Consider the following 11,750-nt stretch of genomic DNA (forward strand, 5'->3'; position numbering starts at 1 on the left):
CTGCCAGATGGTTTCGGACGGCGCATCGGGCCGCACGCCAAGCAGGCGCGCTGCCGCCGCGAGCTGGTTGTTGGCGCCGCCCTGGCGCTGGTTCCACTGCCACCAGGCCCAGCCGCCCGCCGCCACCAACGCCGCCGGCACGATGCGGCCAGTCGACAGGAAACGCACCGCCAACAGGCCGGCAGCGGCCAGTCCGCCATAGCGCAGCAGGTTGGGCAGCAACTCGCCGCGCTGGTGCAGCCACCAGGCCAGCGCAATCACCGCGATAAGGGCGATTCCCATCAGGCCGCCATCTCCACGCCGCCGGGCAGGTTCAGCCCGGCGATGAGGGCGCGCAGCTCGTTGCGGGCGGCGACGTGGGAGAGCGAGAAATCGGTGAGCGCGGCGCGATCGAGCAGGGTCAGCCCGCGCGGGAAGAATTCGCGGTAGATGACGCGTTCCGACAGGCCGGGCAGCACCCGGAAGCCGATGCGGCGCGACAGCGTCTCCAGCGCGGCGCCCACCCGCTGCTTGTTGCGGGCATCGAGCGCCGAGAGGCGATTGCGCAGCACCACCCAGTCCATCGGCCGGCCTTCTTCGCGGGCGCGGCGGGTGCGCGCCTGCCAGACCAACTCGGCATAGAAGCTGGGCTTCTTCACCTCGAACGTGTCGCCATCAACTTCGCCAATCAGATCGAAATCGACGAAGCTGTCGTTGATCGGCGTCACCAGCGTGTCGGCGCGGGACATGGCGGCGCGGGCCAGATCCGAATCGCGGCCGGGCGAATCGATCACGATGAAATCCACAGCGCTGGCCTGATCCAGGCGCAGCGCCAGTTCCGGCACTGCATCTTCGCCATCGGCGACCACCACCACGTCGGGCGCGGCCAGCGTCAGGCCGTGGCGCTGGCTGTGATTCCAGCGATTTTCCAGGTAGCGAGTCGACGTGCGCTGGCGGCTGTCGAGATCGATCAGCGCGGTGCGCTGCCCGGCCAGCGCCAGGGCGACGCCGATATGCACGGCGGTGGTGGATTTGCCGGTGCCGCCCTTTTCATTGGCGAGCACGATAACATGCGCTGTCACGATGGTCCTTTTGAAGTCGCTTGCACTCAGCTTCCGTATCGCCCACAGCGCCGCCAGCCTGTCAACGCCCCTTGCGGGCTGTTCCTTGGTGAAGATGCCATGACCAGCGTGTTACCCACCGTGCGCACCCCTGATGAACTGCGTGCCCGCGTGCGAGCCTGGCAGGCTGAGGGCAAGCGGGTCGCCTTTGTGCCCACCATGGGCGCACTGCACGCCGGCCACCTGGCGCTGGTGACCAAGGGGCTGGAACTGGCCGATGTCGTAGCCGCCTCCATCTTCGTGAACCCCAAGCAGTTCGGCCCCAATGAGGATCTGGAGCGCTATCCGCGCGACGAAGCCGGCGATTCCCTCAAGCTGGCCGGGGCGGGCTGCAGCCTGCTGTATGCGCCCGATGTCGCCACCATGTATCCGCCGGGCTTTGCCAGCTTCGTGCGGGTCTCGGGCTTGCCCGATCTGCTCTGCGGCCGGGTGCGACCGGGGCATTTCGACGGGGTGGCGACCGTGGTGGCGAAATTGCTCAGCGCCGCCCGCGCCGATGCCGCGGTGTTTGGCGAGAAGGACTGGCAGCAGCTGGCGATCATCCGGCGCATGGCGGCCGATCTCGACATCGGCACCGAAATCCACGGCTGCGCCATCGTGCGCGATGCGGATGGCCTCGCCCTGTCCAGCCGCAACGCCTATCTTTCGGCCGATGAGCGCAGCCGTGCCCTGGCCCTGCCGCAGGCATTGGTGGCAACCCGGGCGGCGATCCTGAACGGCATGCCGGTGGCCGCCGCGCTGGCCGCTGGCGAGCGCACCATCAAGGCCGCGGGGTTCGTGCGGTTGGATTATCTGGAACTGGTCGATGGTGAGACGCTGCACAGCCTGGGCGCGCCGGCGCCGGGCGCGCGGCTGATGGGCGCCGGCGTGATCGGTACGACGCGGTTGATCGACAATCTGGCGCTGTAGCGCGGCTTACCAGGGGTGGCGGAAACGCCCTGGCCCGTAAAAACCGAACGGGCTGCCATAAGGGTAGCCATAGCCATAAGGGTTGCCAAAGCTGCCGCTGACGCCGAGCGCGTTGTTGCCACCGGACGAATAGCCGAAGCCGAAATTCTGGAAGCCGCCATAGCGGCTGGTGCCCTGCGTCACCGAGATGGCAGCGCTGCCGGTCTGGCCGACGGGCAGGATGGCGGTGCCGCTGTAACCCACCGTACCGCCGCTGCCGGCAAACACCGACATTTCGCCGTGCACCCTGCGGTCACGAACGCCAGGCGCCCCAGCCTGTTGGCCATAGAATTCGGGGTAAAGCGAGCGGTCCAGAACGGACTGGCGCCTGGCCTGCTCGGGCGTGAGCACGGGCTCCTTCTCTGGCCCGTTGGCCGCCGCGGCGATCACCGCCTCGCGCTGCGCGTCTGACAGGCGGACGACCTCTGTGGACGCAGCGGGGGAGGTGGCCAATATGGCCAGGGCAATCGCGAGTCGCATGCGGCAGTCTATCATGGTTCACTCTTGCGCCTGCCTGAACGGGCCATGTCGATCCAGATACTCGATTTCCTCGATCACCGCACGAGTTTCGCGGGCGAGATAGTCGGCCACCGCGTCGCGGAAGCTGGCGTTGGGGATATAGTGGGCGGAAATCACCGGCGTCGGCCGATAGCCGCGCGCCAATTTGTGCTGCCCTTGCGCGCCGGCCTCGACCCGGGCGCGGCCATTGGCGATCGCCCATTCGATGGCCTGGTAATAGCAAAGCTCGAAATGCAGGAAGGGCACATCCTCGGTGCAGCCCCAATAGCGGCCATAGAGGCATTCATCGCCGATGAAGTTGAGCGCGCCGGCAATGGGCTTGCCATTGCGCAGCGCCAGCATCAGCAGTACGCGATCACCCATGGCCTCGCCGACGAGGCTGAAGAAACTGCGTTTCAGGTAGGGCTGGCCCCATTTGCGGGCGCCGGTGTCCTGATAGAACACCCAGAAGGCATCCCAATGCGCCTCCGTGATGGCGCCGCCGGTGAGGTGGACGATTTCGAGGCCAGCCAGCGCGCGTTCGCGTTCCTTGCGGATCATCTTGCGGCGCGAGGAGGAGAGGGCGGCGAGGAAATCGGCGAAATCGCGATAGCCTTCGTTCTGCCAGTGGAATTGCTCACCGGTGCGGATCAGCCAGCCGGCGTCGCGGAAAAGCGGCTGCTGTTCGGGGGTGATGAAGGTGGCATGGGCGCTGGAAAAGCCATTGCTCTGGGTCACTTGCTCGGCGGCCTGGATCAGCGCTGGGGCGACGGCCGCATCGCGCAGCAGCAGCCGCGGGCCGGTAGCGGGCGTGAACGGGAAGGCGGCCTGCAACTTGGGATAATAGCTGCCGCCTGCCCGTTCCCAGGCGTCGGCCCAGGCGTGATCGAACACATATTCGCCCTGGCTGTGGGTCTTGAGATACGCCGGCATGATGCCCGCCGGACGGCCATCATCGCCATCGGCGACGAGGTGCACGGGCTGCCAGCCGGTGCGCACGCTGGCGCTGCCCGACTCTTCCAGGGCGCGGAAGAATTCGGCTTGGGCGAACGGATTGATGCGGCCGGCGCAGGCGTTCCAGTCAGCCAGCGGGATCTCTCTGGCCTTGCCGACAACACGCACCGACACTGTTGCCATCAGGCGATCTCGACGACCGCGTCCACTTCCACAGCCACCCCGCGCGGCAGCACGGCCACGCCCACGGCGGCGCGGGCATGGCGGCCGGCATCGCCGAACACCTCGACCATCAGATCGGAGGCGCCATTGCCGACTTCGGGCTGGCTGGTGAAATCGGGGTGGCTGGCGACGAACACGCCCAGCTTCACCACGCGCTTGACGCGCGACAGATCACCCAGCGCGGTCTTCATCTGGGCGATCAGGCCGACGGCGCAGCGACGGGCAGCGGCCTGGCCATAGGCGACATCCACAGTGTCACCCAGCCGGCCCTTCATCAGGCTGCCATCCTCGGCAAAGGGAATCTGGCCGCTGATGTGCATCAGATTGCCGGCCGTCACCGTGGGCACATAGTTGGCTGCCGGGGCGGCGGCGCTGGGCAGCGTGATGCCGAGGTCGGCGAGTTTCTGTTCCGGGGTCATGCGGTCAGCCTTTCAGGATGGTTTCGATATGCGACAGCATCGCCGGCCAGTCATCATGGCGGGCGTGGGCATCAGGCGATTGCGGGATCAGGTGGCGCACTTCGGGTTCGGCAACCATGTGCAGGCGGTGGACATGCGGCACATGCGCCTTCACCGATGTGTGGTTGGGCGGCAGATCATCGATGAAGATGGTCTCCGACGGCTGGAATTCATCGAGCAGCTTCTTCAGCGGCGCGCCCTTGCCGCCCTGGTTGCCGATGACGCGATAGGGCATGCCGACCTTGGCCAGCTCCAGCGTGCGCCTTGTTGCGTGATGATCGGCGATGTTGGTGAGCACCACCACGTCGCAGGTCCGGGCCAGGCTGGCCAGCGAGTCCGCGGCATGGGCGATCGGGTGCTGGTTGTGCATCCAGTCGGCAAAGAAGCCATTCAAGAGCGGCGGGAACTCTTGCGGTTCAACCGCCGAGCCATCGGCGCGCTTCACATTGCCGGTGAGCGCGAACGTATCGAGGCTGAGGGTCAGGCCGTGCACTTCGCGCAGATAATCGACGAACGGCGCGATGAAGTGCAGCAGCACGCCGTCGCAATCGGAGACGATGAGTGGCCGCGCCGTCACCAGTCGCTGCCCAGCTTGCGGGCGGCGAGCGCCAGCGCTTCGGGTTTCACGCCAATGGCCTCGGCCGTGGCGACAAGATCATGTTCATTGGCCATCAGATAATCGAGCAGGGCGGTCAGCGTTGCCGGCTTGCCGGCATTGGCGCGCAAGGCATCGGCATCCATGCCCGTCAGCGCCAGGAAACGCGGGCCCATCGCCTCGTCACCGGCAACATGTGCCAGCGCCTGCAAGGCGAGCACGGCCGGATCGGCGGAGGAGGGTTTGTCGCGCAACACAGGGGCAAGCCCTAATCGCTAAGCCTGTCGCCGCCAAGCGGCGTGATGCCGCCTGCCATGCAAAAAGGGCCGGCGTTGCCGCCGGCCCTCTTGTGTTTCGCAAGCGCGCGGGCGCTTACTTGATCTTGGCTTCCTTGAAGTCCACGTGCTTGCGGGCGACCGGGTCGTACTTGCGGAACGACAGCTTGTCGGTCTTGGTGCGCGGGTTCTTCTTGGTGACATAATAATAGCCGGTGTCAGCGGTGGACACGAGCTTGATCTTGATGGTTGTCGGCTTGGCCATGGTTCCGTTCCGCGTAAATCAGGTTGCGCGCGGGAGGCATGGCCACCGCGACGAAGGCGGCTCCAATGATGGAATATCGGGGCAGAGTCAAGCGGTGCAACGCGGCATTCGCCCCGCTGACAGCATGCAGCATTGGCAGGACGGACCGGATTGCCTATCTCAGCCGGCATGACCCCCATTTCCCTTGAAAATCGCGCCGTGCTGGCCGTGGACGGGCCGGATGCGGCCAGCTTCCTGCAAGGGCTGATCACGCATGATGTGACGCTGCTGGCACCCGGCCGCGGGCTGTTTGCCGGCTTGCTGTCGCCACAGGGCAAGGCGCTGTTCGATTTCCACCTCCACGCCGGCGAAGCGGGCGCCATCCTGATCGATGTCGCCACCGACAAGGCCGACGCGTTGTTGAAGCGGCTGAGCATGTACAAGCTGCGCAAGGCGGTCACGCTGGCCCGGCGCGATGATCTGGCGGTGCTGGCGAGCTGGCCAGGCGGTGGACCGGCCGATGCGCGCACGCCGGCATTGGGCGCACGCTGGATTGATGCCGCCGGCAGCGCGCCGGCCGATGCCGCGACCTATGAAGCGCATCGCCTTGCCATCGGCGTGCCCGACAGCGCTGATATCGGCAACGACGAGCTGTTGTGGCTGGAAACCGGCGCCGATCTGCTGGACGGCGTGTCCTTCATCAAGGGCTGTTATGTCGGCCAGGAAAACACGGCGCGCATGCACCATCGTGACAAGGTGCGCCGCCGGCTGGTGCCGGTGACAATTGCCGGCGATTCCGGCGAAGCGACCGAGGTGAAGGATGGCGAAGGTCGGGCCTGCGGCAAGCTGCGCAGCCGGCGGGGCGATCAGGCCATCGTCCACCTGCGGCTGGAGGCAGCGGATGCGCCGCTGTTCCTCGGCGACGCGGCGCTCAGCGTGCGGCGCCCGACGTGGCTGGAAAGCGCCTGGTGATGGACGATCCGCTGGTCCGCGCCTCGACGCGCGTCGAGCATGTGTTTGGCGAAAGCTGGGCCTGGATCACCCAGGACAGCGGTGAGGCGCTGTTCGGCGTCGCCATCGCGGGCGCCCTGCTGGCCGGATTGTGGCTGCTGAAATGGACGGCGCTGCGGCTGTTGCCGCGCGAGTTGGGCGGCCATCCCAGCCTGCTGCGCGCCCTGGTGCAGCGCACGCTCTTCCTGTTCCTGGCCGCGGTCGCGCTGGATGGCGCCACCCACGCCGTCGCCCCGCCGGGGCCGCTGCTGAGGCTGGTGGACAATCTCTTCACCATTGCGCTGGCCGTGCAAGGGGCGCTGTGGATCCGCGAATTGGTGCTGGGCCTGGTGCGCCGCCGCGCCGGCAATGGCGGCGAGGATGCTGCCGCACTTGGCAGCGCGATGGGCGTCATCACCGTGCTGGTCAATGTCGTGGTCTGGCTGCTCGCCGCCATCCTAATCCTCGACAATCTGGGCGTGAACGTCACCGCGCTGGTGGCGGGCCTGGGGGTTGGCGGCATTGCCATTGGTCTGGCGGCCCAGGGCATCTTCTCCGATCTGTTCGCGGCGCTGGCCATCCTGTTCGACCGGCCGTTCCGGGTGGGCGACACCATCAGCTACGGCACTTCCACCGGTACGGTGGAGCATATCGGGCTCAAGACCACCCGCATCCGCGCGCTGTCGGGCGAGCAGCTGATCATGGCCAACACCAAGCTGCTGGAACAGCAGGTGGCCAATCTTCGGCGCATTGAGGAACGGCGCGTGGTGCTCAATCTCAGCCTTGTCTATCAGACCGCGCCCGACCTGCTGGAGGCGATGCCCGGCCATCTGCAGGCCATAGTCGAGGCCCAGCCCGGTTGCCGGTTCGACCGCGCGGCGTTCACGGGCTTCGGCCCATCCAGCCTGGATTTCGAGCTGATCTTTTTCGTGACCTCGGCCGATATCGCCGCGATGCTGAGCGCGCGGCAGGCGGTGGGCTTTGCCATTGTGCGCCGCTTTGCCGAGCTGGGCGTGCAATTCGCCTATCCAACGCAGACGACCTTTACTGCCGCGCCCGATGGCCGGCTGATCGACCCCACCCAGATCACCGAACGCCCGCGCTGAACGGTGAGCCATCGCCGGGCTGCGGCGTCGCTTATCGTGAAGATGAACAGAAGATTGCCATTCATCTAATTTTCACTTTCGAAAACGTCAAAAATTGGTTACTGTTCTGGTCGTCCCAATTAGTTCTGGGGTGTCTGCGGCTGTGATGCCGCTACTGTGTGGGGGAGTAAGAACATGTCCAAGCTATTGAAAGTGGCCGCGATTGCGTCCATGGCCGTGGCCATGCCGGCGGCCGCAGCGGTGACGTTCAACGTCGGAATCGGGTCGCCCGTGAACGCGATTCCCAGCAACAATGATTTCAAGAGCAACCTGAACGGTCTCGGCCTGTTCCAATACACCGCCGGCGGCGCGACGGTTTCGCTGAGCGGCAAGGCCAAGCTGACCTTCGAGTTCCTGGGCTCGGAAAGCGGCTTCAGCGACAGCTTCAAGGCCGGTGGTGGCTCGATCTTCGCGTCGGAAAATTCAAGCTTCACCGCCTGGAATCCGGTTGCGCTCGGCTCGCTGAACTATCTTGCCGGCCCGATCAGCGACTGGATCTTCAGCTCGTCGGGTGGCGCGACGAACAAGGGCATCGGTGCCCTGGAGTTCGGCATCTTCCTGCCGGCCGGCGTGCAGGCGGGCGGCAATTATGCGTCCAACGTCCTCTACCTGGGCTTTGATGACCAGATCACTGGCGACGATGACAATCATGACGACATGATCATCCGCATTACCGCCGAAGATCTGTTCGATCCGGGTGGCGGTGTGCCTGAGCCGGAGACCTGGGCCATGCTCGTGGCCGGCTTTGGCCTGGTTGGCGCCGTGCGCCGGCGGCGGTCGACCGCGGTCGCGGCCTGAACCACGCAGCCAAGTGAACAGCGGGCCGGGTGCCGAAAGGCGCCCGGCCCGTTGTGATTCCAGGCGGCCGCAATGGGTTCCACCATTTGGCGGCTGGCCCCGCGTTCCGGCGCCGCGGTGTCAGCGGCAATGGCGGGCGTTGTTGATGGGTTGGTGAACAGCGCTCCAGCAGCCAGCACCGCCTGAACGCAACTGCGTCTCCAGGCTGTCCGCACGCACCGGGCTGCCGCCTGTGCCCCAGATACAGGATCGCCGGCACGCTGGCCCTTGGGCGAGCGTGCCGGCGATGCCGTCCATCATTGCCGCCCGGTGCGGGGGCGGCGCGGAAGGATCAGGCGGCCACGGTCGGGCGACGACGGCGGGCGGAGACGCCCACCATGCCGAAGCCGGCCAGCAGCATGGCCCAGGTCGCCGGTTCCGGCACGCCACCACCGGTGGTGATGGCGCCTTCAGCGGCAAAGCTGTCGAATTCGAAGGCAACCCCAGTCGAGGTGAACTTCAGGCCGGTGATCACCTGGCCGGCATCGGCGATGAAGTTCACACGGCGGTTGGTTGACGGCAGGCCCTGGTTGCCATTCGACGGCGGCAGCGATGCGCCGCCAATGGAGAAAATCGTCGCGCCGCCAGCACCCAGGACATCGACCTGGTTGTAGGTGTCGATCGAGCCCCAATAGAAGCTGATCGACTTCAGGTCAGGCGTGGACAGGGTGGCATTGTTCGGATTGATCGCGCTCGACACATAGCCGAAGCAGCTCGCCGTTCCGCCCGGGCCAACGGCCGGCATGGCCGCGCCCGCAATCGACGTGCAGCTGGTGGCGATACCGCCCGACCAGCTGTAGCCGGCGGCATTGGGGCCATCAAAGCTGACGACGATCGATTGGCCCGCAGCCGGGCCGGGATCCGGAGCACCAAAGGTGCCAGTCACAGTGACGGCCTGTGCCGCCGTCGCCATCATGGCGGTGGCCGCAAGGCCGATAAACAGACGCTTCATACAATTACCCCTCGCTATTACTGAACGAGGGCATAACAAACTATTACCTCACAGGCAATGGCAATTAACGGTGAATTTACCACTCTGAAAGGATGAGGCGTGCGAAGTGGCTGGAGGTCCAGTTTGGCAAATGGGTGACAGCGCGCGTCGTCGCTGAGCCCTGACGGTCGCCCCGCGTCAGGCCGGGCAGTGTTGGGCCTGGTGCCGCCGGGCAATGATGCCGGCGCGGCTGAAATCGGCAGTCAACAGCAGTGCCGGTCAGGCTGTAGACCGTCACCGCGCCGGTAGCGCTGCTCACCGCCAGGGCAATCTCGGCCTGCCAATGGGCGGTGAGGGGTTGGCAGGGAGACTCAGGCATTCGGGCGGGTTGACGTTTGCGTAAGCCGGGGCCTAGGCTGCGCGCCAAACAAGCTCATTGGGGAGATGCCGAGATGGCTGGAAAATCGCTGACGCTGGACGAATATCGCGCCCTGGCCGGGACCGAGGTGGGCGTGTCGGACTGGATCGACGTGCCGCAATCCAAGATTGACGCCTTTGCCGAAGTGACCGGCGATCACCAGTTCATCCACGTCAATCCGGAACTGGCCAAGCAGACCCCGTTCGGCACCACCATCGCCCATGGCTATCTCACGCTCAGCCTGCTTTCGGTGATGGCCTATTCGGCGATGCCCGGCATCAAGGGCACGCGCATGGGTGTGAACTATGGCCTCAACAAGGTGCGCTTCATGGCGCCGGTGAAATCCGGCAGCCGGGTGCGCGGCCGCTTCACGATCGCCGACGTGTCGCAGCGCCCGGATGGCGCCTGGCAGACGACCACGGCCATCACGGTCGAGATCGACGGTGAAACCAAGCCGGCGCTCGCTGCGGAATGGATCACGTTGCAATATGTCGGCTGAGCCGGCCTGACCCCCTGAAAGGAATAACCCATGCGTGAAGCTGTCATCGTTTCCACTGCCCGTACGCCCATCGGCCGGGCCTATCGCGGCGCCTTCAACGCCACGCCGTCGCCAACACTGGCCGGCCACGCCATTGCCCACGCCGTCAAGCGCGCTGGAATAGAAGGTGGCGACGTGGACGACGTGGTGATGGGCTGCGCGCTGCAGCAGGGCGTGCAGGGCGGCAACATCGCCCGCCTGTCGCTGCTGCGCGCCGGCCTGCCGGTCACCGTGTCGGGCCAGTCGATGGACCGGCAATGTTCATCGGGCGTGATGTCGATCGCGACGGCGGCCAAGCAGATCATTGTTGATGGCATGACCATCTGCGTCGGCGGCGGCGTCGACAGCATCTCGATGGTGCAGAACGACAAGATGCGGGTCGGCTCCGATCCCAGCCTGGTCGCCATGCATCCCAACATCCACATGCCGATGCTGCAGACCGCCGAAGTGGTGGCCAAGCGCTACAATGTCAGCCGCGATCGCCAGGATGAATATGGCTATCAGAGCCAGATGCGCACCGCCGCCGCCCAGGCCGCCGGCAAGTTCGACGACGAGATCGTGCCGATGACCGCCACCATGGCGATGGTCAACAAGGAGACCAAGGAGGTCACCACCCACGAGATCACGCTGAGCAAGGACGAAGGCAACCGCCCGGAAACCACGCTGGAGGGGCTGAAGGGCCTGAAGCCGGTCATCGAAGGCGGCGTCATCACCGCCGGCAATGCCAGCCAGCTGTCGGACGGTGCGTCGGCCAGCGTGCTGATGGAAGCCAAGGAAGCCGCCCGTCGCGGCCTTACCCCGCTCGGCGCCTATCGCGGCATGGCAGTCGCCGGCCTGGAGCCGGACGAGATGGGCATCGGCCCGATCTATGCCATTCCCAAGCTGCTGAAGGCCAACGGCCTGACCATGAACGACATCGGCCTGTGGGAACTCAACGAGGCGTTTGCCGTGCAGGTGCTGCACTGCGCTGACGTGCTGGGCATCGATCCCGATCTGCTCAATGTCAACGGCGGCTCGATCTCGATCGGCCACCCCTATGGCATGACCGGCGCCCGCTGCACCGGCCACGCCCTGATCGAAGGCAAGCGCCGCGGGGCGAAATATGTGGTCGTGACCATGTGCGTCGGTGGCGGCATGGGCGCGGCCGGGCTGTTCGAAGTCTACTAAAAAGCGCCCCTCCCACTTGCGGCAGGGGTCGGGGGTGGGCGTGATTGCGCGGGCCCACATACCCACCCCCAGCCCCTCCCGCCTGCGGGAGGGGCGTTACTGATTCGCCTTTCGGCGCCTTTTGCGCCATAGGCCCGCGATGACCATCGAAACACTCCCCGCGCCGCTGGCCCAGGCCATCGCGCAGCGCGGCTATGAAGAGCTCACCCCCGTCCAGTCTGCCGTGATCGCCGAGGAGGCGCGCGGCCGCGATCTGCTTGTCTCCGCCCAGACCGGATCGGGCAAGACCGTCGCTTTTGGCCTCGCCATGGCCGAAAATCTGCTCGGCGCGGCCGATGCGCTGCCGCCGCCGGCGCGCCCGCTGGCGCTGGTGATCGCGCCGACGCGCGAGCTGGCGCTGCAGGTCGCCAAGGAACTGGCCTGGCTCTAC

The 11,750-nt window shown here is 66.1% G+C and carries 16 protein-coding genes; 7 read left to right on the forward strand and 9 right to left on the reverse strand.

Going from position 1 to position 11,750, the window contains the following annotated elements; translation table 11 throughout:
* Both GJ693_RS09745 and GJ693_RS09750 read right to left on the reverse strand, forming a co-directional pair.
* Positions 1-282, reverse strand: a 282-nt coding sequence (locus tag GJ693_RS09745; RefSeq protein WP_197042087.1) for a hypothetical protein, incomplete at its 3' end; no start/stop codon positions are given.
* The gene (locus GJ693_RS09750; protein WP_235902791.1) at positions 282-1,061 is read right to left on the reverse strand and encodes a division plane positioning ATPase MipZ; all 780 of its coding nucleotides are present in this window, start codon (positions 1,059-1,061) and stop codon (positions 282-284) included. The genes GJ693_RS09750 and GJ693_RS09745, both read right to left, overlap by 1 nt.
* A gap of 99 nt (positions 1,062-1,160) precedes the next feature.
* Between GJ693_RS09750 and panC the strand changes: the two genes are divergently transcribed.
* Positions 1,161-2,009 carry a pantoate--beta-alanine ligase gene (gene panC / locus GJ693_RS09755; RefSeq protein WP_156256119.1) on the forward strand — a complete coding sequence of 283 codons (849 nt, stop codon included), beginning with the start codon at positions 1,161-1,163 and terminating at the stop codon, positions 2,007-2,009.
* A gap of 6 nt (positions 2,010-2,015) precedes the next feature.
* On the opposite strand, the gene GJ693_RS09760 is transcribed toward panC, so the two are convergent.
* From GJ693_RS09760 to rpmG, 6 genes are all read right to left on the reverse strand, one after another.
* Complete coding sequence (locus GJ693_RS09760; protein ID WP_156256120.1) at positions 2,016-2,528, reverse strand: class-II aminoacyl-tRNA synthetase family protein; 513 nt, start codon at positions 2,526-2,528, stop codon at positions 2,016-2,018.
* 18 nt (positions 2,529-2,546) lie between these two features.
* Positions 2,547-3,683, reverse strand: coding sequence for a GNAT family N-acetyltransferase (locus GJ693_RS09765; RefSeq protein WP_156256121.1), 1,137 nt, complete (start codon positions 3,681-3,683; stop codon positions 2,547-2,549).
* Complete coding sequence (locus tag GJ693_RS09770; RefSeq protein WP_156256122.1) at positions 3,683-4,141, reverse strand: RidA family protein; 459 nt, start codon at positions 4,139-4,141, stop codon at positions 3,683-3,685. Before GJ693_RS09770 ends, GJ693_RS09765 begins: the two co-directional genes overlap by 1 nt.
* 4 nt (positions 4,142-4,145) lie before the next feature.
* The gene (locus tag GJ693_RS09775) at positions 4,146-4,757 is read right to left on the reverse strand and encodes an HAD family hydrolase (protein WP_156256123.1); all 612 of its coding nucleotides are present in this window, start codon (positions 4,755-4,757) and stop codon (positions 4,146-4,148) included.
* Positions 4,754-5,032 carry a DUF3572 family protein gene (locus tag GJ693_RS09780; protein ID WP_235902794.1) on the reverse strand — a complete coding sequence of 93 codons (279 nt, stop codon included), beginning with the start codon at positions 5,030-5,032 and terminating at the stop codon, positions 4,754-4,756. Before GJ693_RS09780 ends, GJ693_RS09775 begins: the two co-directional genes overlap by 4 nt.
* Positions 5,033-5,147: 115 nt before the next feature.
* Positions 5,148-5,315 carry a 50S ribosomal protein L33 gene (gene rpmG / locus GJ693_RS09785; protein WP_156256124.1) on the reverse strand — a complete coding sequence of 56 codons (168 nt, stop codon included), beginning with the start codon at positions 5,313-5,315 and terminating at the stop codon, positions 5,148-5,150.
* 168 nt (positions 5,316-5,483) lie between these two features.
* Here rpmG and ygfZ point away from each other — a divergent pair, with 168 nt between their 5' ends.
* The 3 genes from ygfZ to GJ693_RS09800 all read left to right on the forward strand — a co-directional run bounded on the left by ygfZ (position 5,484) and on the right by GJ693_RS09800 (position 8,227).
* The gene (gene ygfZ, locus GJ693_RS09790; RefSeq protein ID WP_156256125.1) at positions 5,484-6,266 is read left to right on the forward strand and encodes a CAF17-like 4Fe-4S cluster assembly/insertion protein YgfZ; all 783 of its coding nucleotides are present in this window, start codon (positions 5,484-5,486) and stop codon (positions 6,264-6,266) included.
* A complete protein-coding gene (locus tag GJ693_RS09795; protein ID WP_235902796.1) occupies positions 6,245-7,390 on the forward strand; it encodes a mechanosensitive ion channel family protein in 1,146 nt (381 codons plus the stop codon). The genes ygfZ and GJ693_RS09795 overlap by 22 nt, the downstream gene beginning before the upstream one ends.
* Positions 7,391-7,612: 222 nt before the next feature.
* A complete protein-coding gene (locus tag GJ693_RS09800; RefSeq protein ID WP_197042088.1) occupies positions 7,613-8,227 on the forward strand; it encodes a PEPxxWA-CTERM sorting domain-containing protein in 615 nt (204 codons plus the stop codon).
* 331 nt (positions 8,228-8,558) lie between these two features.
* Here the strand turns inward: GJ693_RS09800 and GJ693_RS09805 are convergent, their stop codons facing one another.
* Positions 8,559-9,218: an Npun_F0296 family exosortase-dependent surface protein gene (locus GJ693_RS09805; RefSeq protein WP_156256127.1), complete on the reverse strand. Its 660-nt coding sequence runs from the start codon at positions 9,216-9,218 to the stop codon at positions 8,559-8,561.
* 431 nt (positions 9,219-9,649) lie between these two features.
* Between GJ693_RS09805 and GJ693_RS09810 the strand changes: the two genes are divergently transcribed.
* The 3 genes from GJ693_RS09810 to GJ693_RS09820 form a co-directional block, all read left to right on the forward strand.
* A complete protein-coding gene (locus tag GJ693_RS09810) occupies positions 9,650-10,114 on the forward strand; it encodes a MaoC family dehydratase (protein ID WP_197042089.1) in 465 nt (154 codons plus the stop codon).
* A 30-nt stretch (positions 10,115-10,144) separates the two neighbouring features.
* Positions 10,145-11,320: an acetyl-CoA C-acyltransferase gene (locus GJ693_RS09815; protein WP_156256128.1), complete on the forward strand. Its 1,176-nt coding sequence runs from the start codon at positions 10,145-10,147 to the stop codon at positions 11,318-11,320.
* A gap of 139 nt (positions 11,321-11,459) precedes the next feature.
* On the forward strand, positions 11,460-11,750 hold a 291-nt coding region (locus tag GJ693_RS09820), incomplete at its 3' end, for a DEAD/DEAH box helicase (protein WP_156256129.1).

It is taken from the genome of Sandarakinorhabdus oryzae, assembly GCF_009733735.1.
GTDB classification, from domain to species: domain Bacteria; phylum Pseudomonadota; class Alphaproteobacteria; order Sphingomonadales; family Sphingomonadaceae; genus Sandarakinorhabdus; species Sandarakinorhabdus oryzae.

Bases quoted from the DNA above. Each gene is read 5' to 3' on its own strand.
- panC (WP_156256119.1), top strand. From the start codon at position 1,161: ATGACCAGCGTGTTACCCACCGTGCGCACCCCTGATGAACTGCGTGCC.
- GJ693_RS09760 (WP_156256120.1), bottom strand. From the start codon at position 2,528: ATGCGACTCGCGATTGCCCTGGCCATATTGGCCACCTCCCCCGCTGCG.
- GJ693_RS09765 (WP_156256121.1), bottom strand. From the start codon at position 3,683: ATGGCAACAGTGTCGGTGCGTGTTGTCGGCAAGGCCAGAGAGATCCCG.
- GJ693_RS09770 (WP_156256122.1), bottom strand. From the start codon at position 4,141: ATGACCCCGGAACAGAAACTCGCCGACCTCGGCATCACGCTGCCCAGC.
- rpmG (WP_156256124.1), bottom strand. From the start codon at position 5,315: ATGGCCAAGCCGACAACCATCAAGATCAAGCTCGTGTCCACCGCTGAC.
- ygfZ (WP_156256125.1), top strand. From the start codon at position 5,484: ATGACCCCCATTTCCCTTGAAAATCGCGCCGTGCTGGCCGTGGACGGG.
- GJ693_RS09800 (WP_197042088.1), top strand. From the start codon at position 7,613: ATGCCGGCGGCCGCAGCGGTGACGTTCAACGTCGGAATCGGGTCGCCC.
- GJ693_RS09805 (WP_156256127.1), bottom strand. From the start codon at position 9,218: ATGAAGCGTCTGTTTATCGGCCTTGCGGCCACCGCCATGATGGCGACG.
- GJ693_RS09810 (WP_197042089.1), top strand. From the start codon at position 9,650: ATGGCTGGAAAATCGCTGACGCTGGACGAATATCGCGCCCTGGCCGGG.
- GJ693_RS09815 (WP_156256128.1), top strand. From the start codon at position 10,145: ATGCGTGAAGCTGTCATCGTTTCCACTGCCCGTACGCCCATCGGCCGG.